The following is a 20,995-nucleotide window of genomic DNA, read 5'->3' as shown; positions in this document are numbered from 1 at the left end:
GCGCGATGGCGCCGCCGCGGGGTCAGCCCCGCGTCCCCGTCAATCGCGCCGCCTCGCGGACGGCCGTGAGGTTCTTGCGCCCCGCGCGCGACCCCGCGAGCTTCGCTGCGATGTGCTGGCTCACCGTCACGGGGTCGTAGAGCGCGGGGGTCTCGGACGAGACGAAGTGCGGCAGCGGGGCGATCACCGCGTCGGCGTTGCCGTCGTGGAAGAACGCCGCCGAGCGACGCCGTTCGATCGTGCCGTCGATGACAGGCGGCTTGACCCGGTGCAGCGTCGACAGCCACTTGTCGTTCGTCAGGCGGGCGGCGACGTCGCCCAGATTGACCAGCAGAGCGCCGTCGGCCGGCGAGACGTCGTTCCACGACCCGTCGGGCCCGAGCACCTGCAGGCCCTTCACCTGGTCGGCCCACAGCACCGTCACGAGACCGAAGTCGGTGTGCTCGCCCATGCCCGTCAGCTCGCCGCCGAGCTCGATCGTGCCGGGCGGCAGTGCGTAGTTGTTCATCCGCAGCACGTCGATGGAGTGGTCGGTCACGTCGTCGAAGAACTCGGCGGGCACTCGCAGGGCGGCGGCGAAGATGCGGGTCAGGGTGTGCGCGACGCGTCGTGCCTCGTCGTAGTATCCGCGCACGGAGGGCTCGAAGAGGACGGTCTCGTCGGGCCAGGTGTTCGCCGCATAGTTCTCTGCGGTCGCCGTGCTGCCCGGATACTCTGCAGCCGACGTCCCCACGTTGAACGCCTCGAAGAAGTCGTTCATCCGCGTGACGGGGTCGACGCCCAGGCTGTGGCTGAGCGACTCGCTCTTGGGTGGGCTGTACCCCCGGTTCTCGCCGGCCGGCCGCACGTAGGCCTTCTTGGCGTCCATCGGCAGCGCGAAGAACTCGTCGATCCCCTCCGTCAGGCCCGAGATCACGGCATCCGGGATGCCATGACCGACGATCTGCATGAACCCGACCGTCCGGCACGCGTGGTCGACGGCCGCGACGACCGCGGCACGCGCGTCGGGCGACCCCCGGCCGACCCAGGCCGAGATGTCGATGGTGGGAACGTGGAAGGGGGGCATGCGGCCTCCGTTTCGTCAGGAACGCCTCGACGGTAGGCCCCGCATGTCACGTCGGTGTTTCTGCGGCGTCACGCTCGCGTAGGCCCGAACGCGAGTCGCGCGCGAGGGGGACTTTCCCCGCCGCCCCTCCACACGCCGCTGTGCGGCGCGCGGAGCCTCCGGCGGCGTGGGCCCCACCCCGCACGGGTTCGCGGCCGACCCTCCCGCAGACAACGAAGAAGGCCCCGGGATGAACCCGGGGCCTTCTTCGTTCTGTGCGCGAGGGGGGACTTTCCCCGCCGCCCCTCCACGCGCCGCTGTGCGGCGCATGGAGGTATGAGCACGAGGGGTCGGAGGTGTTGGCGCTGAGGCGCCCGCTGAATGGCGGACACCCGCGGGGCGTCATCGGAGATCCCGCCGCCCCCGCCGCAGGGTGTTCCGAGGAACTCCGCGGCTATGGGGGGGGAGAGGGCGCGCGGGAGCGGGCGGCGGCGCGGGTGCGTGCCGAGCAGGCCGAGCGGGACGGCGAGTGGGCAGCGTGGCGGGAGCGGGCCGAGAGGTCGGCGCCGCCGCGGCGTCCGCTGCTGCTGGATGCCCCTCCGATCGGGTGCGTCGACCATCCCAATGGCCGCCGGGAGAACTGCGGACCCTGCGGCACCGCCCGCCGACAGCACGACAGATGGCTCGCGCAGCAGCGGTACACGGATCAACTCGTGGAGTGGGAGCAGCCGTCGGACGGGCCGGGGGATGAGCCGTGGTGAGTGATCTCGCCTTCGCCGTCTTCATCGATCGGGTGGCGCCGGCGTTCGCCGAGTCGGTCGCATACCGGCGGCGGCTGTTGGCTGAGGCGCCCGGGTACGTGCCGAGATCCCCGCGGGTCATCTGCCCGCCGTGGCTCCGTCACGGAAGAACGAGCCACTGCTACAACGCGCACCGCTGTGGGTGCAGTCCATGCCGGGAGGCGTCGGCCGGACGAGCCCGGGCGGCGCGCGCTGCGGCAAGCACAAGACCGAAGAACGATACGAGGAGAGCGAACACATGACCGGAGAGACCACGCTGACGATCGTCGGCAACCTGACCGCTGACCCGGAACTGCGGCACACGCAGAACGGCATCCCGGTGGCGAACTTCACCGTGGCGAGCACGCCCCGCGTGTTCGACCGGCAGGCGAACGAGTGGAAGGACGGCGAGGCGCTGTTCATGCGCTGCTCGGCCTGGCGAGAGGTGGCGGAGCACATCGCCGGGTCGCTGTCGAAGGGGACGCGCGTCGTCGCCACAGGGCAGCTGAAGCACCGGAGCTACCAGGACCGCGAGGGCAACAACCGTTCGTCGCTCGAGCTCGAGGTCGACGAGATCGGACCGTCGCTGCGGTATGCGACGGCGCAGGTGACGCGCACGGCACCCCGCAACGGGTCGAACGGGCGGCCGTCGTCGGCACCGTATGACGCGCCGGTCGACAACTCGGGCGCCTGGGATGCCTCGGGCGGGGAGATGCCGTTCTGATGGGCGTCACGAAGGAGCGTCGCCACGCGTCGCGGGCCGTCCGCAAGGAGCGCCGCTACCGGCAGATGTATAGCGAGTACGCGCGCCGGGCGGGGATCGGGCTCGTCGAGTGGCAGATCGACGTGTTGATCGCCTACGCGTTGGCGCGCGAGTCTGGCGGCACGTTCGTGTGAGTGTCCGGGCGACGCGGCGGCCGGATGGTGCTGCAGCGGGTACTCGAGGAGGGGAAGCGATGACGGGTTGCATCCTGGCGTGCGCGCAGCAGGGCGTGCACTTCGCCGACTGCATGGTCTACGACGGTAAGGAATACGCGTTCCCGTGCGACGGGTGCGCGGCCGAGCCGACCGTCGGCGGGACGCTCGTATGCGCGAGGTGTCGGGGCCGGTTCCGGTTCGCGCTACGCGAGGTGGCGGATCTTGTGGGCCGGATGCGGTCGCTGGTCGATCCGACGTCGGCGATCGTGTACGGGGATCGGGCGCGGCGCACGGGCTCGTCGTCACCGGGGGCGCCCGCGCCCGTCGGGGCGGACCTGATCGATGCGTGCGACGCTGTGCAGAAGGGGCTGTGGCGGTGGTCGCCGTCGGGCGGGTGGCCGCGCTCGGATGCTGCGGAGGCGTTCGAGGATGCGGAGGAGGCCGCGGCCGGCATCCTGGCGCATCTCGACTCCTGGCTAGCTGACGAGGATGACGTGTACTCGCTGTACGCGCTGCTGCTTGAGCGGCATCCGGTCGACGACGACGGCGTGCGCGTCGCCTGGTCGGTGCAGGATGCGCTCGACAAGTGGGGTGCGGAGCGTCGCGAGCAGGCCGCCGAGGGAGCGGTGAAGGTATCCCGCGCGCTGCGCCCCGAGCGGGTGTTCGACGAGGAGACGGCGCGGCCGATCGCGGAGCAGGGTGACCCACTGCTCGGCGGAAAGCAGGCGGCGGCCGTGGCCGGGTCGGTGCGCACGCTGCAGCGTTGGGCGAAGGCCAGCGAAATTGTCGCCGAGACGGTGGCCTACATCGCCGGGCGCGCAACGCCGCTCTACCGTCGATCGGCGCTCGTCGACACGAAGGAGCGCATGGCCGCAGCGGAAAACGTCCGCGACGAGAGTGGCCGGTATGCCGAGGTCGACGCCGCGTGAGCGTCACCGAGCACGAGTGCGGGTGCGGCGACAAGTTCGCCGCACCCGGCACCGTGCACGAATAGCCCTCCGCGCTCTGGCAGCTGCTCGAGCATCAATCCAGCCAACATCCGGAGGGTAGGCCCGCGGCCGTCACCTAGCGGGTGGGCTCGAAGACGATTGCTGTAGAGGGGGTGATGCGCAGTCGCATCGTCGTGATGCCGTCGCCTGCGGGGCTGTCGAGGTCGAGCCATCCGAAGCCGTTGTTGTTCTCGGCGAGGGAGTCGATGTGGTTCGTGAGCGTTTCGACCATGTCGAATGACAGTCCTTTGAACATCGCGGTTCCGTCGTAGTAAATGGTCCAAGTCATGTGGGAACACTATCGGCGGAAACCTTGCCGAGGCGGATGCCGCGTGAGCGCTCCGTCAGGGCTGATCGCGCTGCAGCGTGTCGTAAAACGCTTTAAGTTCAGGGGACACATCGGCGATCCTATTCGCCAATGTTCGAGTGCGACGCCGTTCGGGGCGGATTCGCTCTCGCGCCACTTCCATCCGGGGCCTCAGCGGCTTGGGACGGAAACGCCATGCCTCGTCAGCGCCGAGGTCACGCACGTGAAGCTTGTGCTTGACCTTGGGGTCGTGACTCGCTTTGACATAACTGCCGACGTCGCAGTGTCCCGTGCTTCCAATCGTCGACTTGAAGACCGACGGAGCCCAGGAGAACTCAGACCCCGGGGTCAGATGAAAGTCGCTTGCTCTTGAAACTATCGCGGCGATCCAGTCGGCGTACTGGACGTTCCCGTAATGCTTGCTCTCTAGCTGCATCGGAACTTCGACAACTCGACGGAGGGCCGGCTCAATGGCCTTATATATGTAACCGCCGAGAACCTGGACAGCGTGGAGTCGCGGCGCGCTGTCAACCGCATCCAGAAAGATCATGATGCGCTCGCCTTTCCTGTCGGCAAATGAGGCGAGCTGACGGACGGCGTTTATGAGCATGTGGGCGCTACGCCCGGAAGGCGTTTCAGTGGTCGCCTCTGGCAGTCCTAGTTCTTTCACCTGGCCGAAGAAAACGGGTGCTCCGCCCTCTCGGCGGAGTCGCCGATTCAGGCGGTTCAGAACCGGAACGATGCTGGACTTGCCATAGTTCGTGTAATTGCGGGTGGTGAGAAGGGACGAGCCCTTCTTCTCCCACCTTCGGGGATGTGCGCCTGCGCGCTCGATCTCCCACCGCAGCAGGTTCTCCTTCGAATATTCGAAGAAACCTCCGAAGGAACGAACGGAGTCCACCGGCAGGACGAAACCTGCGTAACCGAAAGCGGGGTGCGTCTTGTGGCTTGGATCGTCTTTCGAGACGTACGGGCCGACGTGCCCGAATTCGTCTAGATAGGCGATGAGCATGCTTCGAAACCTACCGCAGAAAACGCGGAAGCCCGCTCAAGAGCGGGCTTCCGGAAAGGGTGCGTGGCACCAAGTGCTCGCTACCTGCTCAGTAAAGTAGCACACCGCGACGACTCCGTCGCTGGACGATTTGACAGAAACGTCTACGGGGTGCTGCGGCAGTCACGGGCGCTGCAAGATCGGCGTGGGGGTTCCAGACGCCCTCCGTGTGGCGCGGCGACCTGTTAAGCTGAGCTTGCGCAAGAGTTGACACGAAGGCCCGGACCGTTCTGGTTCGGATACCACCCCAGCCCTCGCGGAGTCCTGAGACGGCGAAAGGGGGGTCGTATGCCCCACTACGCCCAGAAGTTCAGCGCTTCGGAGTACGCGCGCCTTCTGGCACTCGTGGTGCCCGAGGTGGACACGCTGCAATGCTGGCTGAGCCGTGGCGAGCGGGGGCCTATCCGGTACGGGCTGCGTTCCTGGCATCCGCTCGGCCCTTCGCTTGATCACGTGAAGCCGGCGAAGGATGGTGGCACGTGGGATCTGTGGAACCTACGCCCTGCTCACTAGGGGTGTAACTCGGGGAGGCGGGACCGGGCTCCCCGGGCTCCCCGGGTGCCCCGCGGTACCCGCTCCTCTCGGTGGGCGAACGCTGGTCGTCGCGACCGAGCCGAGAACGAATGATCGACGCCTGACGAGTGTCGACGGGGGCAAGCAAGGACCGAGTGAAGCCCGCCCGCCGCCGGCACCCGCCGGGTTTCGATCGGTTTTTTCACCCCCCGGCACTGCTCCTGACCCTCGCCTCCGGCGGCGTGGGCCCCACCCCGCACGGGTTCGCGGCCGACCCTCCCGCAGACAACGAAGAAGGCCCCGGGATGAACCCGGGGCCTTCTTCGTTCTGTGCGCGAGGGGGGACTTTCCCCACCGCCCCTCCACGCGCCGCTGCGCGGCGCGCGGAGCCTCCGGCGGCGTGGGCCCAACCCCGCACGGGTTCTCAGTCCTCCCGCTCACCCAGAAACGAGAAAGACCCCCGGGGATGAACCCCGGGGGTCTTTCTCATTTGTGCGCGAGGGGGGACTTGAACCCCCACGCCCTAATACGGGCACTAGCACCTCAAGCTAGCGCGTCTACCTATTCCGCCACCCGCGCATCGAGTGTTTGTCGCTTGCGCAACGAGGAATGACATTACCACGCTCCGCAGCCCACCTCGAACCGACGTGGCAGCCGGGCGCGTCCCGTGGCGAAGACGCTGGGGCGGCCCGGGTACGGTAGTGCGCATGCCCGAGCCCGAAAGCGACGTCCCCGAGGTCGCGCGCGTCGCGGCCGACCTGATCCGCTTCGACACGACGAACTACGGCGGCGGACGCTCCCACGGCGAACGGGAGGCCGCCGAGTACGCCGGCGCCTACCTCGAAGCGCTCGGTCTCGACACCGAGTACTACGAGGCCGCCGATCGTCGCACCAACGTGTGCGCCCGGGTGCCGGGTCGCGACCGCGACAAGCCCGCGCTCATCCTGCACGGGCACCTCGACGTCGTCCCCGCCGTCGCCGAGGACTGGAGCGTCGACCCCTTCGCGGGGGAGATCCGCGACGGCATCCTGTGGGGGCGCGGAGCGGTCGACATGAAGGACATGGATGCCATGATCCTCACCGCCGTCGCCGACCTCCTGCGCGCGGGCGAGCAGCCGCAGCGCGACATCATCGTGACGTTCTTCGCGGACGAGGAGAACGGCGGGGTCTTCGGATCCGCGCCCGTGGTGAAGAACAAGCCCGAGTGGTTCGCGGGGGCGACCGAGGCGATCAGCGAGGTCGGCGGCTACTCGATCGCCGTCGACGACCGTCGCGCCTACCTCCTCCAGGTGGGGGAGAAGGCGCTCGTCTGGATGAAGCTCATCGCGCGCGGTCGCGCCGGTCACGGCAGCGGGCTGCACCCTGACAACGCGGTGACGCGTCTCGCCGAGGCCGTCGCCGCTCTCGGGCGCACCGACTGGCCGGTCCGACTCACCGACACCACGGCGCAGCTCCTCGCCGGCATCGCCGGGATCGTGGGCGACGATGCCGCCGATCCCGACACCCTCGCGGCGCGAACCGGCGCGGCATCCAGCTTCATCCGCTCCACCCTGCGGACCACGACGAACCCGACGGGCCTCACCGCCGGCTACAAGCACAACGTCATCCCCGACCGTGCCGAAGCGCTGATCGACGTGCGCGTGCTCCCCGGAACGGAGGAGGCGGCCCTCGCCGACATCCGCCGGATCGTCGGCCCGGGCATCGAGATCGAGACCGTCCACCGCGATATCGGTCTCGAGGTGCCGTTCTCGGGCGATCTCGTCGACGCGATGGTCGCCCAGCTCGGTCGGCACGACCCGGGCGTGCCCGTCCTCCCCTACCTGATGGGCGGGGGGACCGACAACAAGGCCCTCTCCGCTCTCGGCATCTCCGGTTACGGATTCGCGCCGTTGCGGCTCCCCGCCGATCTCGACTTCACCGGAATGTTCCACGGTGTCGACGAGCGCGTCCCCGTCGACGCGCTCGAGTTCGGTCGACGTGTTCTCGCCGACCTCCTCCGGACGTACTGAAGGACCGTATGCACATCTTCGAGGTCATCATCCTCGGGCTCGTTCAGGGCCTGACCGAGTTCCTCCCCATCTCCTCCAGCGCGCACCTGCGCATCGTGGGCGAGTTCCTCCCGTCCGAGACCGACCCGGGCGCGACGTTCACCGCGATCACGCAGATCGGCACCGAGCTGGCGGTGCTCATCTACTTCCGAAAGAAGATCGCCCGGGTCATCTCGCGCTGGTTCGGCTCTCTCACCGGCAAGGTGCCCCGCACCGACCCCGACGCCCGCATGGGCTGGCTCGTCATCATCGGCACGCTGCCGATCGCACTGCTCGGCGTGCTGCTGCAGAGCCTCATCCGCGACAATTTCCGGAGCCTGTGGATCACCGCGGTGGTGCTCATCGTCTTCGGCATCCTGCTCGGCCTCGCCGACCACTACGGCCGGCGCCGCCGCGAGCTCGACGACCTGACCTACCCGCACGGCGTCGCCTTCGGTTTCGCGCAGGCCCTCGCCCTCGTCCCCGGCGTCTCGCGCTCCGGTGCGACCACGACCCTCGGCCGCGCGCTCGGCTACACGCGCACCGCCGCCGCGGAGTACTCGTTCCTGCTCGCCGTCCCCGCGGTCTTCGCGAGCGGGTTCTTCGAGCTGTACAAGAGCTTCGACGAGGGCACCGGCCCGTACAACCTGGGCGAGACCGCGCTGGCCACCCTCATCGCGTTCATCGTCGGCTACGTCGTGATCGCCTTCCTCATGCAGTACCTCAAACGCGGCAGCTTCCTGCCGTTCGTCATCTACCGCGTCGCCCTCGGCGTGCTCATCATGGTGCTGCTGACCCTCGGCGTGCTGCCGGCGTACTCCGCCATCACCGGCTGATCCCGGATGCCGCGAAGGCGCCGCCCTCTCGGGGCGGCGCCTTCGTCGTCTGTGGGTGGGCTCGGCGTCCGGTGGCTGCGACGGGCTCAGCCACCTCGCTTCGGGGTGACGTGCGGTCACGAGGTCCCTGAGCCTGTCGAAGGGGCCGGGGGTTCGTCGCCGCCCGCTCAGCGCCGGGGCGGGTCGTCGCGACCGGGCTTGGCGGGGCCGTCGCCGCCGCGGCGCAGGTACCGCTCGAACTCCTGGGCGATCGCGTCTCCCGAGGCCTCGGGGGAGTCCCACGTGTCGCGGGTCTGCTCGAGCTGGCGGATGTACTCGCTCATCTCCTCGTCGTCGGCCGCGGCCGCGTCGATCGACGCCTCCCACGCGCGCGCCTCGGTCTCGAGGTCGCCGCGGGGCACGGCGATGCCGGTGATCGACTCCAGCCGTTCCAGGAGCGCCAGCGTCGCCTTGGGTGAGGGCGTGTGACCGGCGACGTAGTGCGGGACGCTCGCCCACAGGCTCGCCGTGGGGATCCCCACCTGCTCGGCCGCGTGGCCGATCGCGCTCAGGATGCCGACGGGCCCCTCGTACAGGCTCCGCTCGAGTCCGAGCTCCTGGCGCACGCCGTCGTTGTCGCTGCCGGCGAAGACCGAGATGGGCCGCGTGTGCGGCACGTCGGACATCATCGAGCCGAGCGCGACGAAACCGGTGACGTCCTCGCGCAGCGCGACGTCGATGAACTCCGCGGCGAACGCCTGCCAGGCGCGGGCCGGCTCGACGCCCACCAGCAGCCAGATCTCGGCGTCGTCGGAGCGGCCGACGGGACGCAGCAGCTTCGCCTCGGGCCAGGAGAGGGTGCGTCGTCCCTCGGCGTCCAGACCGACCTGGGGGCGCGTGTACTGGTAGTCGAAGTACAGCTCGGGGTCGGCGGCGTGCACGACCTCGTAGTCCACATCGGCGCGCAGCATGGACGCCGCCGCCGACGCGGCTTCTCCGGCATCGTTCCAGCCGTCGAAAGCAGCGACGATGATCCGGCGACCCAGTGCGTCCACGCAACCTCCTCTGCCCCGTCGGGGCTGGCTTCCAGGATAGGCGCACCCGCGAGAGCACGGCCGAGCGGCCCACGCGGGGGAGCCGGGACGCAGGCGTCCCGCGCGGGCGGGGCTCGGCATCCCGTCGCCCCGTCCCGCACGGGGAGGTCGCCCGCCCTCGATACGATGGAACGATGACTTCTTCCGCCCCCGCTGCGGTCCTGTGGGACATGGACGGCACGCTCGTCGACACGGAGCCGTACTGGATGGCCGCCGAGACCCCCCTCGTCGAGCGCTTCGGAGGTACCTGGTCGCACGAGCAGGCCCTCGGCATGGTCGGGCTGGCGCTCGAGGACTCCGCGCGCCTGCTGCAGAACGCCGGGGTTCCGTGGGGTGTCGACGAGATCATCGCCCACCTGACCGACGAAGTGCTGCGGCAGTTGGCCGTGACCGGCGTGCCGTTCCGGCCGGGCGCGCGCGAGCTGCTCGCCGACCTGCGCCGATCGGGGGTCAAGACCGCGCTCGTCACCATGTCGATGCGGCGGATGGCCCTCGCGGTGGTCGATCTCATCGACTTCCCGGCCTTCGACGTCGTGATCGCCGGCGACGACGTCGAGCGTCCGAAGCCGTACCCCGACCCCTACCTGCAGGCGGCCGAGGTCCTCGGCGTCGACATCCGCGACGCGGTGGCGATCGAGGACTCGCCGAACGGGTTGCGCTCCGCGATCGCCAGCGGCGCCGTCGCGCTGGGCGTGCCCCTCATGGTCCCGCTCGAGGGGGTCGGGGCGCACGCCCTGTGGCCGAGCCTCGCGGGCCGTTCCACGACCGATCTGCGCGCGCTCCACGCCGCGCACGCCCCCACCACGGAGACCCGATGAGCGAGACCCCCCACCTGAGCGGCCCCTTCCGGGTCGGCGACCGGGTGCAGCTGACCGGCCCCAAGGGTCGCATGCACACGATCACCCTGCGCGAGGCGGGCGAGCTGCACACCCACAACGGCGTGCTCAAGCACGAGCTGCTCGTCGGTCAGCCCGACGGCAGCGTCGTGACCAACAGCTCCGGCCACGACTACTTGGCCGTGCGCCCGCTGCTACGCGACTTCGTCATGTCGATGCCTCGCGGAGCGGCGATCGTCTACCCGAAGGACGCCGCGCAGATCCTCGCGCAGGCCGACATCTTCCCCGGCGCGACCGTCGTCGAAGCCGGCGTCGGCTCCGGCGCCCTGTCGCTCTGGCTCCTGCGCGCGATCGGCCCGGCCGGCCGGCTGCTGTCGTTCGAGCGCCGCGAGGAGTTCGCGGAGGTGGCGCGGGCCAACGTCGAAACGTTCCACGGAGAGCTCCCCGCGACGTGGCAGGTCGTCGTCGGCGACCTCGTCGAGAGCCTTCCGGACGCCGTGGCCCCGGCCTCCGTCGACCGCATCGTGCTCGACATGCTCGCCCCGTGGGAGTGCATCGACGCGGCCGCCGACGCGCTCACCCCCGGTGGCGTCGTGCTCTGCTACATCGCCACGGCCACCCAGCTCAGCCGCGTCGCCGAGTACATCCGCGCCACCGGCCTGTTCACCGAACCGGATGCCAGCGAGACGATGGTCCGCGGCTGGCACGTCGAGGGGCTCGCCGTGCGCCCCGACCACCGCATGGTCGCGCACACGGGCTTCCTCATCACCGCACGTCGTCTGGCGCCCGGTGCGATCCCCCCGGAGGTCAAGCGGCGCGCATCGAAGTCGAGCTACGGCGACGAGGACGTGGAGCTGTGGACGCCCGGTGCGGTCGGCGACCGCGAGATCACCGACAAGAACCTCCGCAAGCGCGTGCGCGAAGCGCAGAAGTCGGCCGAGGGCGTGCGGCAGTCCGTCGCGGGCGCCTCGTCGGAAGAGCCCGGCGCGACCGCCTAAACTGATCCGGTGCGCAGACTCCCCGCTCTCGTTGCCGTGACCGCCCTCGCAGGATTCGGCCTCGTCGGGTGCTCGGCATCCGTCGACTCGACGTGCCCGACCCCCGCCGACGGGGCGATCTCCTCGGTCGTCGAGGCCGACGGCGCGTTCGGCTCGGCGCCGGCCGTCACGGTGCGCTCCCCCTTCGTGCCCGAGCAGGCGGGAACCGCCACGCTCATCCCGGGCGACGGTCAGCGCATCACGCGCGAGGGCCAGCTGGCGCTGGTCGACGTCACGGCGCTGGACGCCGCCACCGGCGCTCAGCTCGTGGCGACGCAGTACCAGGACGACGTGTCGGCGGCGACCCCGCTGCCGCGTCTGACCCAGGCCGTTCCCTCGATCGCGCCTCTCATGCAGTGCGCGGCCGAGGGCTCGCGCGTCGCGCTGGCGATCCCGGGCTCCGATCTCGGCGCCCAGGGGGCGCAGGCGTTCGGCGTGAACGAGGGCGACGGGGTCGTCCTCGTCGTCGACGTGCGCAAGGTCTTCCTCCCGGCCGCCGACGGCGCCGACCAGTACAACGCCGACTCCGGCATGCCCTCCGTCGTGCGGGCGCCCGACGGTCAGCCGGGCGTGGTCATGCCGGCGGGCGACGCGCCGACCGCGGAACGGTCGCAGACCATCAAGAAGGGCGACGGCGCCGCCGTGACGGCCGACTCGTCGGTCGTGATCCACGTGCAGGGCGTGGCCTGGGGCGCGAAGACCACCTTCGCCTCGACCTGGAAGAACGGCTCGCCCGGCCAGGCGACCGTCTCGGCGCTTCCCCCGGCCATCGCCTCCGCCCTCGAGGGCGAGACGGTCGGTTCGCAGGTGCTCGTCGTCGTCCCCGCCGACCAGACCCAGCAGGACCAGCAGGTCCTGGGCGCGCCGGCCGACACCGCGCTCGTCTACGTCATCGACATCCTCGGCGTCGTCGGCTGATCCCGCCCGGCCCCGCCTAGGATGGGCGGGTGCCCGCCACCGCGTACCGAAGCGCTCCCGAGGAGCGTCTGGTGAACCTCGTCGTCGCCCTGATGGCGACCGAGCAGGGGCTGACGAAGGACACGATCCTCTCGTCGGTCGCGGGCTACCGCGAACAGCTGGATGCCGGAGCCTCCAAGGACGCGCTCGAGAAGATGTTCGAGCGCGACAAAGAGAACCTCCGCGGTCTCGGTGTCCCGATCGAGACGATCGGCAACCACGCCGACCCCGATGACCTGCGCGAGGCGAGGTACCGCGTCCCGACCGCCGAGTACGCGCTGCCGGCCGACATCACGTTCAGTCCCGCGGAGGTCGCGCTGCTCAACATCGCCGGCGGCGTCTGGGGGAGCGAGTCGCTCTCAGCGGACGCGCGCAGCGGGCTGCGCAAGATCCGCGCCCTCGGCATCCCGGTCGACGAGCCGATCATCGGATACGCGCCCCGCATCCGGGTGCGCGACGCGTCGTTCGCCGCCTTCCAGCGCGCGATCGAGCAGTGCCGTGTCGTCACCTTCACCTATCTCCGTCCCGGCGAGGCGCACCCGCGCGAACGCCGTATCCGTCCTCTCGCGCTGCTGGAGTACGAGGCCCGGTGGCACGTGTTCGGGTTCGACCTGACCATGGATGCCGATCGCACCTTCCTGCTGTCGCGGGTCGTGGGCGACGTGGTCCTCACGCGTGAGAAGTTCCCGGCGTCGCTGCGGGAGGGGGCCGGCGAGCGAGCCCCGGCGGGTCTGCGCGAGGTGGCCGAACGCCAGCGTGCCCTGCTCGAGGTGCACCCGGGCACCGAGGCCGCGCTGCGTCTCGCGCGTCGCGCCGAGGACGCGGCCCAGGGGATCATCGTCCCGTACGTCGACCTGCACGTCTTCGCCGACGAGCTGGCCTCTTACGGACCCGAGGTCCGTGTCGTCGCCCCCGACGAGCTCCGCGATGAGGTCGTCCGCCGGCTCCGGGCCACCCTCGCCCTGCACGGGGGTGCCGCGTGAGCGGCGAGCGGCCGGTCGCGGCCCTCGACCGCGCCGCGCTGCTGCTGCAGCTCGTGCCCTATCTGCTCGGCAAGGGGGAGGTCCCCGTCGTCGAGGCCGCCTCCGACTTCGACGTGACCCCCGACGAGATGCGGGCGATGGTCGAACGGCTCACCGTGATCGGCCTGCCCGGGGAGCGCGGGTACTGGCAGCTTCCCCACGACCTGTTCGACATCGACTGGGATCTGCTCGACCGCGAGGACGTCATCGCCATCACGAACACGGTCGGTCTCGAGCGGTCCCCGCGGCTGACGGCGCGTGAGGCGGCGGCGCTGCTGGCGGGTCTCCAGCTGGCACGGAGCCTGCCGGGCTTCGGCGACAACGACCTCGTCGCAGGTCTCCTCGGCAAGCTCGCCCGCGGCGCGGCGGCCGCCCCGCCCGCGGTGATCGTGGCCCCCGGTCCGGTGGACGGGGTGCGCGACGTCGTCGACCGCGCCCTGCGCGAGCACGTCGCGGTCACCTTCACCTATCGGGCGCCCGGGGCCGGACCCACCGCCCGCACGGTCGACCCGATCAAGGTGCACATCGCCAACGGGCAGTGGTACCTGCAGGGCTGGTGCCACATGCGCCGTGCGGTGCGCACGTTCCACCTCGACCGGGTGAGCGACCCCGCCCTCACCGACATCCCGGCCGTGCACGGCGCCGACCCGGTGCCGGAGCTGTTCGCCCCCGCCGACGACGAGGTCGTCGCGCGATTCCGCTTCCCGCGCGCCGTGGCTCCTCTGCTGGCCGACTACCTCGACCGTGCGGAGATCGAGGACGCCTACGACGACACGGCGGTGGCCTCCCTGCGTCTCGCCGACGAGCAGAGCCTCAAGCGTCTGGCGGCGCGTCGCGGCGGCGAGGTGGAGCTGCTGGAGCCGCGCGGTGCGCGACGGGCGGCCGCCGACTGGGCGGCTGCGGGCCTCGCGCAGTACGCCGACGGTTCCTGAGCGGTTCGGCTGTCGGCTCCCCGCGCGTCGGGCCCCCGGACGGACGCGCGGGTTAGACTGAACATCACGCCCGACAGAAACAGAGGAGTCCTCATGTTCGGCAACCTCACCGGATGGCACCTGCTTGTCCTCCTGGCCGTCATCCTTCTGCTCTTCGGTGCCGCCAAGCTTCCCGCGCTCGCGAAGAGCGTCGGTCAGTCCGCGCGCGTCTTCAAGAGTGAGATGAAAGAGATGAAGCGCGACGACGACGTCGCTCCCTCGTCCGAAGCCCCCCGCGCCACCGAGACCGGTACGGCGTCGACCGCCGCCCCCGAGCCGCGCAGGTCGAACGACCCCACCGTCTAGCCGGTGGCGACCGCCGGACCGCCGCGGATCGACCTGCCCGAGGGGCCGCGGCGCGACAAGCGCATGTCGATCGGGGCGCACCTCGTCGAGCTGCGCAAGCGCCTCATGATCGCGGCCGCTGCCCTGCTGGTCGGGATGGTGGTCGCGTTCATCATCACCGACCCGATCATCCACCTCATCACCGAGCCCATCCGGGTGATCGCCGAGCGGCGGGGCGATGACTTCTCGGCGCTGAACTTCACATCGGTCACCTCCGCCTTCGACCTCCGGATGCGGATCGCGTTCTCGATCGGAATCTTCCTGTCGGCGCCCGTCTGGTTGTGGCAGCTGTGGGCGTTCATCATGCCCGGTCTCACCCGCAAAGAGATCCGCTACACGGTCGGGTTCGTGGCATCCGCCGTGCCGCTCTTCTTCGTGGGCTGCTGGGTGGGTCTGCTGATCGTCCCGCACGTGATCGAGCTGATGTGGGGCTTCACACCCGAGGGCGGCGTCAACTTCTACAACGCCGTCGACTACTACGACTTCGTCTTCAAGCTGCTGATCGTGGTGGGGGTGTCCTTCGTCCTGCCGGTGTTCCTCGTGGCGCTGAACGTCGCCGGCATCATGAGCGGCAAAGCGATCCTCAAGGGCTGGCGGGTCGCGATCCTCATCGCGACGGTGTTCGCCGCCCTGGCCACGCCGGCCGCCGACGTTGTCAGCATGCTCATGCTGGCCGGCATCCTGGTCGTGCTCTTCTTCGCCGCGGCCGGGGTGTCGATGCTGTTCGACCGCCGGAAGGCCCGTCGCGTGGCGGCCGAGATGCCCGCGGGACCGGTCGCGTGAGCGGACCTTCCCCGGCCGAGCGCTTCGCCCGCGCCAGCGCCCGTTCGACGCACCCGCACACGGCCGACTTCGCCGAGATGCAGCGCTTCGAGCTCGACGACTTCCAGATCGCGGGATGCCACGCCCTCGAGGACGGGCGCAGCGTCCTCGTCGCGGCTCCCACCGGTGCGGGCAAGACCATCGTCGGCGAGTTCGCGATCCACCTCGCGATGCTCGAGCCCGGCGACAAGGCGTTCTACACCACGCCGATCAAGGCGCTGTCGAACCAGAAGTTCCACGAGCTGCAAGAGGTCTACGGCGACGACGAGGTGGGCCTGCTCACCGGCGACACCAACATCAACGCCTCTGCCCGGATCGTCGTGATGACCACCGAGGTGCTGCGCAACATGCTGTACGCGGACTCGCCGGCGTTGCGGGGTCTGCGGTTCGTGGTGATGGACGAGGTGCACTACCTCGCCGACCGGTTCCGCGGCGCCGTGTGGGAAGAAGTGATCATCCACCTCCCTCCGTCGGTGAAGCTGGTGTCGCTGTCGGCGACGGTGTCGAACGCGGAGGAGTTCGGCGACTGGCTCGACACCGTGCGCGGCGACACCGAGGTGATCGTCTCCGAGACCCGCCCCGTGCCCCTCGAACAGCACGTGCTCGTGCGCGGCGACCTGCTGCCGTTGTTCGACGATCGCGCCGGGGTCGCCACCGCCCAGGTCAACCAGGAGCTCCTGCGCATCCGCGGCGGCAACGCCGGCGGCTACGAGAACAACCGCCGCGCGCAGGAGTACCGCTCCCAGCGCCACGCGGGCGGTCCGCGCCACGCCCATCAGCGTCGCGGCGGGCACAAGCCGCTCCGCGCGCAGCAGGGCCCGCGCATCGAACGCATCGACCGGCCCGAGGTCGTCGAGCTGCTGCAGCGCAACCACCTGCTCCCCGCGATCTTCTTCATCTTCAGTCGAGCCGGGTGCGACGCCGCCGTGCAGCAGCTGCGCCGCGCCAATGTGCGGCTCACCTCCGCCGAGGAACGCGTCGAGATCCGTCAGATCGTCGACGAGCTGACCTTCACCCTCAAGGACGAAGACCTCGCCGTGCTGCACTTCTGGGAGTGGCGCGACAACCTCGAGCGCGGCATGGCCTCCCATCACGCCGGGCTGCTGCCTGCCTTCAAAGAGGTCGTCGAGGAGCTGTTCCGCCGCAAGCTCGTCAAGGTCGTCTTCGCGACCGAGACGCTCGCCCTCGGCATCAACATGCCCGCGCGCACGGTTGTGCTCGAGAAGCTCGAGAAGTTCAACGGCGAAGCCCGCGTCGCGATCACGTCGGGGGAGTACACCCAGCTCACCGGCCGCGCCGGTCGTCGCGGCATCGACGTCGAGGGTCACGCCGTCGTGCAGTTCACCGAGGGGCTCGACCCGCAGTCGGTGGCCGCCCTCGCCTCGCGGCGCACCTACCCGCTCAATTCGAGCTTCCGGCCCACGTACAACATGGCCGTGAACCTCATCGACCAGTTCGGCCGAGCACGAGCGCGCGAGATCCTCGAGTCGTCGTTCGCCCAGTTCCAGGCCGACCGCTCGGTCGTCGGCCTCGCCCGCCAGGTGAAAGAGGCCGAGGAGTCCCTCGCCGGCTACGAGAAGGCCATGACCTGTGATCGCGGCGACTTCCGCGAGTACTCGACCATCCGACGTGAGCTGAGCGACCTCGAGAAGATCAATCGACGAGATGCCACGGCGCCCCGCCGACTGCGCGACGAGCGACAGCAGCAGATCCAGTCGCTGCGCAAGCGCATGCAGCGCCATCCCTGCCACACCTGCCCCGACCGCGAGGCGCACGCACGCTGGGCGGAGCGCTACTGGAAGCTCAAGCGCACCACCGACAAGACCCGTCACCAGATCGACCAGCGCACGGGCACCGTCGCGCGCGTCTTCGATCGGGTGGTCGAGGTGCTCGCCGCCCTCGAGTACGTGGCCATCGAGGAAGACGGTGACACCGTGCTGACCCGCGCGGGTCGCACGATGCGTCGCATCTACGGCGAACGCGATCTGCTCGTGGCCGAGTCCCTGCGCCAGGGACTGTGGGAGGGGCTCGATGCCCCTTCGCTCGCGGCGCTCGCGTGCTGTCTCGTGTACGAGCCGCGCCGCGACGAGGCGGGGCCGGGAGAGCGGGGGCTGCCGCGCGGTGCGTTCCGCGGGGCCCTGGACGCCACGCAGACCCTCTGGCAGGAGCTCGACGACCTCGAGCGCGACCACCGCCTCCCCGGCTCCGAGTCCCCGGCGTCGGGGCTGGCCCCGGCGATGCACGCGTGGGCGAAGGGGCTGCCGCTCGACAGTGTGCTGACCCTGGCCGACATGGCCGCGGGGGACTTCGTCCGGTGGGCGAAGCAGACGATCGACCTGCTCGATCAGATCTCGCTCGTCGCCGAGCCCAAGCTCGCCAAGACCGCCCGCACCGCGCTCGACGCCGTCCGGCGCGGCATCGTGGCCTACACCTCGGCATGACCCGATCGTCCGCGACCGTCGGTGCGCCGACGGCGGCCGCGCCGGTGCTGCGGCTCGCCTTCGCCGCTCCCGTGGCCGTGGTCTCGGGGTTGCTGCTGGTGACGGCGTTCCCCGCCCTCGCCTGGTGGCCGATGGCGTTCCCGGCGGTCGCGCTGGCGCTCGTGACCCTCATCGGTCGCCGCTTCTGGTCGGCCGTGCTCATCGGCTTCCTCTTCGGGGCGGCCTTCTTCTCGGTCAACCTGCTCTTCACGGCCCGTTATCTCGGCCCGGTCCCGTGGATCGCGCTGGCGACCCTGGAGGCGCTGCTGACGGCGGTGTTCGCCGTTCCCATCGCCCTGGCGTACCGGTGGATGCCGCGGATCGCGCCCGGGCGGTGGGGACGCCTCGTCGCTCTCCCTGCGCTCGTGGCGGGGTTGTGGACGCTGCGCGAGCAGGTCGTGGGCTCCTGGCCGTACGGGGGCTTCCCGTGGGGGCGGGTCGGCGTCTCGCAGGTCAACGGCCCCTTCGCCGAGGTCGCGTCGTGGGTGGGCATGTCCGGGCTGTCCTTCCTCACGGTCCTGCTGTGCGCGATGCTCGTCGAGGTCGTCCGCCGCGGGCATCTGCGACGCGGACTGTCGGCCATCCCCGCCGCCGTCCTTCTCGTCGTCCTTTTGGCCCTCCCGCAGTTCCCCACGACCGAGAGCGGATCGATGCGCGTGGGCGCCGTGCAGGGCAACGGGCCCGCGGGCTACTTCGACCAGCGCACCCGCAACGCGGTGCTCGACGCGCAGCTCGCGGCATCCGCCCCGCTCTTCGGAGAGCGGATGGACGTGCTCCTGTGGCCCGAAGGCGGGGTCGACAGCGACCCGACCTCGAACCCGGCGACCTCGGCGGTCCTCGCGGAGCTCTCGCGACGGCTCGAGGCTCCACTACTCGTGTCCGCGGTCACCGAGCGCGGCTCGGACCTCTTCAACTCCTCCCTGCTGTGGACGGCCGAGGGACAGGTCGGATCGACGTACGACAAGCGCAATCCCGTGCCATTCGGCGAGTACGTGCCCGATCGTGCCTTCTGGGAGCCGTTCGCCCCCGACCTGATCGGTCTCATCGGACGCGAGTACACCCCCGGTACCGCGTCTCCCGTCATCGATGTGAACGGCGTCGCGGTGGGCCTGGCGATCTGCTTCGACGTCATCTACGACGACGTGGTGTGGGACGGTGCCGACGACGGGGCCGAGGTGTACATGTTCCAGACGAACAACGCCGACTTCCGCGGGACCGACGAGAACCTCCAGCAGCTCGCCTTCGCGCGGATGCGCGCCATCGAGACCGGCCGCAGCGTGGTGAACCTGTCGACGGTCGGAACCAGTCAGGTCATCGCCCCCGACGGGTCGACGCTCGACGAGCTGCCGATCGACACGGCCGGGCACATGCTGACCGACGTGCCGCTGCGCTCGGGACTCACCCCCGCGGTGGTCATCGGGCCGGCGGTGAAGATCGTGCTCGGCTGGGGGAGCATCGCCGGACTGCTCGCGGCCGGTCTGGTCGCGGCGGTCCGGGCGCGGCGGGCGGTCTCGCTCTGACGGGCGCTTCAGTCGGACGCCGGATCGCCCGCGACGGGTGGTGACGACGAAGACGCCGGCCCCGTGCGGGAACCGGCGTCTTCGTCGTGAGGGGGGCGTCAGGCGCTGAGCTTCTCGCCGCCGGCGCCACGACGGGCGCGGACGAAGGCGAGGCGCTCCTCGAGCAGCTCCTCGAGCTCGGGGATGGTGCGGCGCTCGAGCAGCATGTCCCAGTGGGTGCGAGCGGCCTTGTCGGCGCTGTGGTCGACGGTCGCGGTGCCGTCGCCGATCCGGAGCAGTGCTTCTGCACCGCAGGTACGGCACTCCCAGGCGTCGGGGACCTCCGCGTCGGCGGCGAAGGTCAGGACGGTGTCGCGTCCGCAGGTGCTGCAGGTGTAGGTGTGCTGTGCACGGTCGTGGAACACGACGCCGTCTTCGCTCTGGAGGCTCTGGGCGCCGAGTCGGATGCCGCGGAGACTGCGGTCTGCCATTGTGTGGTCCTCTCGTCGGTCACCATGTATAACGCTCCGACCTGTGCGCTTTATTCGAACTCCGCGCGTCTCGGCGCCTTTCACAGAGGATGCTCAGACAGCTGTCGTTCCCCGTCTGTTCACTCGGGTGAGAGCGAGGTCGCAGTGGTCGGTGACGAGGGCGTCGACGCCCAGATCGAGCAGTCGATCCATGTCCTCGACGGCGTTGACGGTCCACACGTGGACCTCGACACCGGCCGCGTGCGCGTCGCGGATGAGCCCCGCGGTCACCACGCGGATCGGGCCCTGCCGTTCGGGGACCTGGAGGGCGTCGAGGCCGTTCAGAAGCGCGGCGACCCGGCGGCTCTGCCGCAGGGCGCGCGCGGCCAGGAGCCGCGCCACGGTCCCCGACCCGGGAGACGTCGCGGGGGATCGGACCGCGCCGGCGGCGCGCGCGGCGGACAGGGCCGCCCGGCGCCGTTCGTCCGAGAAGCTGGTGACCAGCACTCGTTCGGCGTGCGGGGCGACGATGCGCCCCACGCCCTCCGCCGCGGCCGCCGCCTTCACGTCGAGGTTGAAGCGCACGTCGGGGAAGGCCTCGAGCGCCTGGGCGAGGGTGACGAGTCCGCCGCGCTCCGACATCAGTTCCTCCAGCTCGTGCAGGCGCACGTCGGCGATCCTGCGCGGGTCGTCGGCGACGCGCTGCAGATCGTCGTCGTGGAAGAGCACGACCTCGCCGTCGGCGGTCAGGTGGCAGTCGGACTCGACGTAGACCGCACCCGCGGCGTGTGCTGCGGCGACCGCGGCGAAGGAGTTCTCGGCGACGCCCTGGGCCGCGGCGTCCGGCGTCACCAGTCCGCGGTGCGCGAGCACGCGCGGAGCGGGCCCGGAGAGGTACGGATGCCGCGTTGCGGGCGTTGCGTTCATGATCGGGGCCTCCGCTCGTGAACGTAGCACGCGGGGTCGCCGTGTCCTCCGTGCGGGGCCGGGCCGGGGCGGACCCCATCGGTAGGCTGGT

20 protein-coding genes and 1 tRNA gene are annotated in these 20,995 nt (G+C 70.4%); 14 read left to right on the top strand and 7 right to left on the bottom strand.

Annotation, left to right across the window (positions count from 1 at the left end):
- Nucleotides 1-22: 22 nt before the first annotated feature.
- On the bottom strand, nucleotides 23-1,066 hold the full coding sequence (locus Q9R20_RS14525) for a 2-oxoglutarate and iron-dependent oxygenase domain-containing protein (protein WP_311249996.1): 1,044 nt from the start codon (nucleotides 1,064-1,066) through the stop codon (nucleotides 23-25).
- A 1,017-nt stretch (nucleotides 1,067-2,083) separates the two neighbouring features.
- On the opposite strand from Q9R20_RS14525, the gene Q9R20_RS14520 reads away from it, so the two are divergent.
- The 3 genes from Q9R20_RS14520 (at nucleotide 2,084) to Q9R20_RS14510 (ending at nucleotide 3,671) form a co-directional block, all read left to right on the top strand.
- Nucleotides 2,084-2,548 (top strand): single-stranded DNA-binding protein, encoded by a 465-nt coding sequence (locus Q9R20_RS14520; RefSeq protein ID WP_311249995.1) that lies wholly within the window; start codon nucleotides 2,084-2,086, stop codon nucleotides 2,546-2,548.
- On the top strand, nucleotides 2,548-2,721 hold the full coding sequence (locus tag Q9R20_RS14515; RefSeq protein ID WP_311249994.1) for a hypothetical protein: 174 nt from the start codon (nucleotides 2,548-2,550) through the stop codon (nucleotides 2,719-2,721). The genes Q9R20_RS14520 and Q9R20_RS14515 overlap by 1 nt, the downstream gene beginning before the upstream one ends.
- Nucleotides 2,722-2,816: 95 nt before the next feature.
- Complete coding sequence (locus Q9R20_RS14510; protein ID WP_311249993.1) at nucleotides 2,817-3,671, top strand: hypothetical protein; 855 nt, start codon at nucleotides 2,817-2,819, stop codon at nucleotides 3,669-3,671.
- A gap of 136 nt (nucleotides 3,672-3,807) precedes the next feature.
- Here the strand turns inward: Q9R20_RS14510 and Q9R20_RS14505 are convergent, their stop codons facing one another.
- The 3 genes from Q9R20_RS14505 to Q9R20_RS14495 all read right to left on the bottom strand — a co-directional run bounded on the left by Q9R20_RS14505 (nucleotide 3,808) and on the right by Q9R20_RS14495 (nucleotide 6,181).
- Nucleotides 3,808-4,020 (bottom strand): hypothetical protein, encoded by a 213-nt coding sequence (locus Q9R20_RS14505; RefSeq protein WP_311249992.1) that lies wholly within the window; start codon nucleotides 4,018-4,020, stop codon nucleotides 3,808-3,810.
- Between the two features lie 55 nt (nucleotides 4,021-4,075).
- On the bottom strand, nucleotides 4,076-5,050 hold the full coding sequence (locus tag Q9R20_RS14500; protein ID WP_311249991.1) for a DUF3800 domain-containing protein: 975 nt from the start codon (nucleotides 5,048-5,050) through the stop codon (nucleotides 4,076-4,078).
- Between the two features lie 1,045 nt (nucleotides 5,051-6,095).
- Nucleotides 6,096-6,181: transfer RNA gene (locus tag Q9R20_RS14495), tRNA-Leu, on the bottom strand.
- Between the two features lie 128 nt (nucleotides 6,182-6,309).
- Between Q9R20_RS14495 and Q9R20_RS14490 the strand changes: the two genes are divergently transcribed.
- Both Q9R20_RS14490 and Q9R20_RS14485 read left to right on the top strand, forming a co-directional pair.
- On the top strand, nucleotides 6,310-7,611 hold the full coding sequence (locus Q9R20_RS14490; protein ID WP_311249990.1) for a M20/M25/M40 family metallo-hydrolase: 1,302 nt from the start codon (nucleotides 6,310-6,312) through the stop codon (nucleotides 7,609-7,611).
- Nucleotides 7,612-7,619: 8 nt separating this feature from the next.
- A complete protein-coding gene (locus Q9R20_RS14485; RefSeq protein ID WP_311249989.1) occupies nucleotides 7,620-8,465 on the top strand; it encodes an undecaprenyl-diphosphate phosphatase in 846 nt (281 codons plus the stop codon).
- 167 nt (nucleotides 8,466-8,632) lie between these two features.
- Here the strand turns inward: Q9R20_RS14485 and Q9R20_RS14480 are convergent, their stop codons facing one another.
- Nucleotides 8,633-9,499, bottom strand: a complete 867-nt coding sequence (locus tag Q9R20_RS14480; RefSeq protein ID WP_311249988.1) for a PAC2 family protein — start codon at nucleotides 9,497-9,499, stop codon at nucleotides 8,633-8,635.
- Between the two features lie 173 nt (nucleotides 9,500-9,672).
- Between Q9R20_RS14480 and Q9R20_RS14475 the strand changes: the two genes are divergently transcribed.
- The 9 genes from Q9R20_RS14475 (at nucleotide 9,673) to lnt (ending at nucleotide 19,528) form a co-directional block, all read left to right on the top strand.
- On the top strand, nucleotides 9,673-10,356 hold the full coding sequence (locus tag Q9R20_RS14475) for an HAD family phosphatase (RefSeq protein ID WP_311249987.1): 684 nt from the start codon (nucleotides 9,673-9,675) through the stop codon (nucleotides 10,354-10,356).
- Complete coding sequence (locus Q9R20_RS14470; protein ID WP_295837574.1) at nucleotides 10,353-11,372, top strand: tRNA (adenine-N1)-methyltransferase; 1,020 nt, start codon at nucleotides 10,353-10,355, stop codon at nucleotides 11,370-11,372. The genes Q9R20_RS14475 and Q9R20_RS14470 overlap by 4 nt, the downstream gene beginning before the upstream one ends.
- Before the next feature lie 9 nt (nucleotides 11,373-11,381).
- The gene (locus Q9R20_RS14465) at nucleotides 11,382-12,329 is read left to right on the top strand and encodes an FKBP-type peptidyl-prolyl cis-trans isomerase (RefSeq protein ID WP_311249986.1); all 948 of its coding nucleotides are present in this window, start codon (nucleotides 11,382-11,384) and stop codon (nucleotides 12,327-12,329) included.
- Nucleotides 12,330-12,358: 29 nt separating this feature from the next.
- Nucleotides 12,359-13,351: a WYL domain-containing protein gene (locus Q9R20_RS14460; protein ID WP_311249985.1), complete on the top strand. Its 993-nt coding sequence runs from the start codon at nucleotides 12,359-12,361 to the stop codon at nucleotides 13,349-13,351.
- Nucleotides 13,348-14,322, top strand: a complete 975-nt coding sequence (locus Q9R20_RS14455; protein ID WP_311249984.1) for a WYL domain-containing protein — start codon at nucleotides 13,348-13,350, stop codon at nucleotides 14,320-14,322. The genes Q9R20_RS14460 and Q9R20_RS14455 overlap by 4 nt, the downstream gene beginning before the upstream one ends.
- Nucleotides 14,323-14,415: 93 nt before the next feature.
- Nucleotides 14,416-14,667 (top strand): Sec-independent protein translocase subunit TatA, encoded by a 252-nt coding sequence (gene tatA / locus Q9R20_RS14450; RefSeq protein WP_311249983.1) that lies wholly within the window; start codon nucleotides 14,416-14,418, stop codon nucleotides 14,665-14,667.
- 63 nt (nucleotides 14,668-14,730) lie between these two features.
- Entirely contained in the window at nucleotides 14,731-15,489 is a 759-nt protein-coding gene (gene tatC / locus Q9R20_RS14445) for a twin-arginine translocase subunit TatC (RefSeq protein WP_311250077.1), read from the top strand.
- Nucleotides 15,486-17,969 (top strand): DEAD/DEAH box helicase, encoded by a 2,484-nt coding sequence (locus Q9R20_RS14440; protein ID WP_311249982.1) that lies wholly within the window; start codon nucleotides 15,486-15,488, stop codon nucleotides 17,967-17,969. The genes tatC and Q9R20_RS14440 overlap by 4 nt, the downstream gene beginning before the upstream one ends.
- Complete coding sequence (gene lnt, locus Q9R20_RS14435; protein ID WP_311249981.1) at nucleotides 17,966-19,528, top strand: apolipoprotein N-acyltransferase; 1,563 nt, start codon at nucleotides 17,966-17,968, stop codon at nucleotides 19,526-19,528. The genes Q9R20_RS14440 and lnt overlap by 4 nt, the downstream gene beginning before the upstream one ends.
- A gap of 98 nt (nucleotides 19,529-19,626) precedes the next feature.
- Here lnt and Q9R20_RS14430 read toward each other — a convergent pair whose 3' ends face one another.
- A complete protein-coding gene (locus Q9R20_RS14430) occupies nucleotides 19,627-19,998 on the bottom strand; it encodes an RNA polymerase-binding protein RbpA (RefSeq protein WP_295837557.1) in 372 nt (123 codons plus the stop codon).
- Nucleotides 19,999-20,091: 93 nt separating this feature from the next.
- Nucleotides 20,092-20,904, bottom strand: a complete 813-nt coding sequence (locus Q9R20_RS14425; RefSeq protein ID WP_311249980.1) for a glycerophosphodiester phosphodiesterase family protein — start codon at nucleotides 20,902-20,904, stop codon at nucleotides 20,092-20,094.
- Nucleotides 20,905-20,995 lie beyond the last annotated feature (91 nt).

Origin of the sequence: Microbacterium sp. PRF11 (genome assembly GCF_031844085.1) — a bacterium.
In the GTDB taxonomy this organism is placed as follows: Bacteria; Actinomycetota; Actinomycetes; order Actinomycetales; family Microbacteriaceae; genus Microbacterium.
The sequence above is the reverse complement of the archived record's forward strand: the minus strand, read 5'-3'. Positions and strand labels throughout refer to the sequence as shown.

What these genes read in the sequence shown, in the direction of transcription:
- Q9R20_RS14525 (WP_311249996.1), bottom strand. Translation starts at nt 1,066, where the DNA reads ATGCCCCCCTTCCACGTTCCCACCATCGACATCTCGGCCTGGGTCGGC.
- Q9R20_RS14520 (WP_311249995.1), top strand. Translation starts at nt 2,084, where the DNA reads ATGACCGGAGAGACCACGCTGACGATCGTCGGCAACCTGACCGCTGAC.
- Q9R20_RS14515 (WP_311249994.1), top strand. Translation starts at nt 2,548, where the DNA reads ATGGGCGTCACGAAGGAGCGTCGCCACGCGTCGCGGGCCGTCCGCAAG.
- Q9R20_RS14505 (WP_311249992.1), bottom strand. Translation starts at nt 4,020, where the DNA reads ATGACTTGGACCATTTACTACGACGGAACCGCGATGTTCAAAGGACTG.
- Q9R20_RS14500 (WP_311249991.1), bottom strand. Translation starts at nt 5,050, where the DNA reads ATGCTCATCGCCTATCTAGACGAATTCGGGCACGTCGGCCCGTACGTC.
- Q9R20_RS14490 (WP_311249990.1), top strand. Translation starts at nt 6,310, where the DNA reads ATGCCCGAGCCCGAAAGCGACGTCCCCGAGGTCGCGCGCGTCGCGGCC.
- Q9R20_RS14485 (WP_311249989.1), top strand. Translation starts at nt 7,620, where the DNA reads ATGCACATCTTCGAGGTCATCATCCTCGGGCTCGTTCAGGGCCTGACC.
- Q9R20_RS14475 (WP_311249987.1), top strand. Translation starts at nt 9,673, where the DNA reads ATGACTTCTTCCGCCCCCGCTGCGGTCCTGTGGGACATGGACGGCACG.
- Q9R20_RS14470 (WP_295837574.1), top strand. Translation starts at nt 10,353, where the DNA reads ATGAGCGAGACCCCCCACCTGAGCGGCCCCTTCCGGGTCGGCGACCGG.
- tatA (WP_311249983.1), top strand. Translation starts at nt 14,416, where the DNA reads ATGTTCGGCAACCTCACCGGATGGCACCTGCTTGTCCTCCTGGCCGTC.
- tatC (WP_311250077.1), top strand. Translation starts at nt 14,731, where the DNA reads ATGTCGATCGGGGCGCACCTCGTCGAGCTGCGCAAGCGCCTCATGATC.
- lnt (WP_311249981.1), top strand. Translation starts at nt 17,966, where the DNA reads ATGACCCGATCGTCCGCGACCGTCGGTGCGCCGACGGCGGCCGCGCCG.
- Q9R20_RS14430 (WP_295837557.1), bottom strand. Translation starts at nt 19,998, where the DNA reads ATGGCAGACCGCAGTCTCCGCGGCATCCGACTCGGCGCCCAGAGCCTC.
- Q9R20_RS14425 (WP_311249980.1), bottom strand. Translation starts at nt 20,904, where the DNA reads ATGAACGCAACGCCCGCAACGCGGCATCCGTACCTCTCCGGGCCCGCT.